Origin of the sequence: Sphingopyxis sp. (assembly GCF_016463645.1) — a bacterium.
In the GTDB taxonomy this organism is placed as follows: Bacteria; Pseudomonadota; Alphaproteobacteria; order Sphingomonadales; family Sphingomonadaceae; genus Sphingopyxis.
Map to the genome: position 1 here is coordinate 1 of NZ_JAEMQX010000240.1, position 2,399 is coordinate 2,399.

At 66.1% G+C, this 2,399-nt stretch carries 2 protein-coding genes and 1 pseudogene; all 3 read right to left on the minus strand.

The window, feature by feature from the left end:
* Positions 1–53: 53 nt before the first annotated feature.
* A complete protein-coding gene (locus tag JHC57_RS22060; RefSeq protein ID WP_294032706.1) occupies positions 54–857 on the minus strand; it encodes a biotin--[acetyl-CoA-carboxylase] ligase in 804 nt (267 codons plus the stop codon).
* A complete protein-coding gene (gene nuoN / locus JHC57_RS22065; RefSeq protein WP_294032707.1) occupies positions 779–2,212 on the minus strand; it encodes an NADH-quinone oxidoreductase subunit NuoN in 1,434 nt (477 codons plus the stop codon). The genes JHC57_RS22060 and nuoN overlap by 79 nt, the downstream gene beginning before the upstream one ends.
* Positions 2,209–2,399 (minus strand): annotated as a pseudogene (locus JHC57_RS22070) (NADH-quinone oxidoreductase subunit M); the annotation flags it as partial. The pseudogene JHC57_RS22070 and the gene nuoN, both read right to left, overlap by 4 nt.

The window sequence follows — 2,399 nt, forward strand, 5'->3', positions numbered from 1 at the left end:
CGGAACAGCGCGAATTTGGCGTTGGTGTTGCCGACGTCGATCGCGAGCAGCATCTATTTACCCTCCGCAACGGGGCGGCGCAATTCGATGTCGCCCGCGTGAATCAGCATGGTCTCCCCGCCGTCGCGGCGCAAGCGCAGCGCGCCATCGGCGGCAAGGCCGTCGAAGAGGCCATCGATGCCCTGCTCGGAGACGTGGAGCGGCGTTCCCACCGGATGCCCGAGCGGCAACCAGGCGCGAACGATGCTCTCGACGCCCTCCTGCCGCCATGTCCACAGCGCATCGACCATCGCGACCGCAAGCACGTCGGCAAAGCGGTCACGGTCGACATGCGCGCCCCTGTCGGCGAAACAGGCGGTCGCACGGTCGGGCAGTTCGGGCGCCGACACCAGATTGACCCCCATGCCGATGACCACCGCGTTGCCGGTGCGTTCGAGCAGGATGCCCGAGCATTTGGCACCATCGACGAGGACGTCGTTCGGCCATTTCAGCCGGAAATCGACCATCGGGGCGAGCATCGTGACGGTCCGGGCGAGCGCGACGCCGGCAACGAGCGCCAGCGTCGCGGCAACAGGGTCGCTCGCGTGCAGATGGACCACGGTCGAGCCCATGAAATTGCCCTGCCCGTCGCCCCATGCGCGACCAAGGCGGCCACGCCCGGCGGTCTGGCGGTCGGCGACGAGCCAATGGCCTTCGCCGACATGCTCGCCGCCTGCCAGCCGCGCCAGCAGGTCGGCGTTGGTCGAACCTGTCTGCGCGATCCGCTCGATCGGCGGTATCAGAACAGCACCGCTGCTGCGCTGGCCGAAAGGACCGCCAGCGCGGGAATGAAGAGATAGCCGATGACCGAGAGCCACAGCGCGCTCGCGGTGATCACCGCATCCTCGACGATGGCTCCGCCGCCCTTCGGGAATTCGGTGTCCGACTTGTCGTCGAAGTACATCGTCTTGATGATCGCGATATAGTAAAACGCACCGATTACCGAGGCGACGATACCCGCGACCGCCAGCGGTACGAGGTTCGCGTTCACCGCGGCCTCGAACACCAGATACTTCGGCCAGAAACCGAACAGCGGCGGGATGCCGGCGAGGCTGAAGAAGAAGACCGACATCGCCGCGGCAAGGCCCGGGCGACGCTGCGACAGGCCGGCGAGCGCCGGGATGCTTTCGACCTGGTTGCCGTTCGCGTCGCGCAGCTGGATCACGACAAGGAACGCGCCGAGCGTGGTCAGCATATAGACGAGCAGATAGGTCAGCACGCTCTCGACCCCCTGCTGCGTTCCCGCAGCGAGGCCGATCAGCATGAAGCCGACATTGTTGATCGACGAATAGGCGAGCAGGCGCTTGATATTCTTCTGTCCGATCGCGCCGACCGCGCCGAGGATGATCGAGGCGAGCGACAGGAAGATGATGATCTGCTGCCAGGCTCCGACCGCGGGACCCATCGCGTCGATGACGACGCGCGTCATCAGCGCCATCGCCGCGACCTTGGGCGCGGTCGCGAAGAAGGTCGTCACCGGGGTCGGCGCGCCCTCATAGACGTCGGGGGTCCACATGTGAAACGGCACGGCGCTGATCTTGAAGCCGAGCCCCGCGAGCACGAACACGATGCCGAAGATCAGCCCGATGTTGAGCTCACCGCCGAGCACCTTCGCGATCCCGGCGAAATCGGTGGTGCCGGTGAAGCCGTAAAGCAGCGAAATGCCATAGAGCAGCATACCCGACGCGAGCGCGCCGAGGACGAAATATTTGAGGCCCGCTTCGCTCGACCGTTCGTCGGTGCGCATGAAGCTGGCGAGCACATAGGCCGCAAGGCTGTTGAGCTCGAGCCCGACATAGAGCGTCATCAGGTCGCGCGACGAGGCCATGATGCCCATGCCAAGCGCGGCGAACAGGACCAGCGTCGGATATTCGGCGCGCATCCCGCCGTTGAAGAAGCGCGGCGCGATGACGATGCAGACGAAGCTCGCGGCATAGATCAGCAGCTTGGCGAAACCACCGAAGCTGTCGACCGACAGCGTGCCCGAGAACACCGTGGTCTCGATGCCGAACAGCGCGACGACCGCAGCCGCGGCGGCGGCGAGCGTCAGCAGCGAGCTGAGCTGATAGAGGCCGACATTGCGGTCGCCGGCAAAAGTGCCGAGCATCAGCGTGATGAGCCCGCCGATCGTCAGGATCAGTTCGGGCCAGATGAGCGCGAGATCGGCGGTCATTGGACGCCTCCCGCATGGCTCGATCCGTGGGCGACTTCACCATGCGCCGCGGCAGGCCTGGGCTTGCCGACGGCAAGATGCGCGTCGCCTGCGGGCTTCGCCGGAGCGAGCCGCGCGACGACGGTCGTCACGTCGCCGCGCATCGGCGCGAGGAAGCTTTCGGGATAGACGCCCATCCACAGCGCCA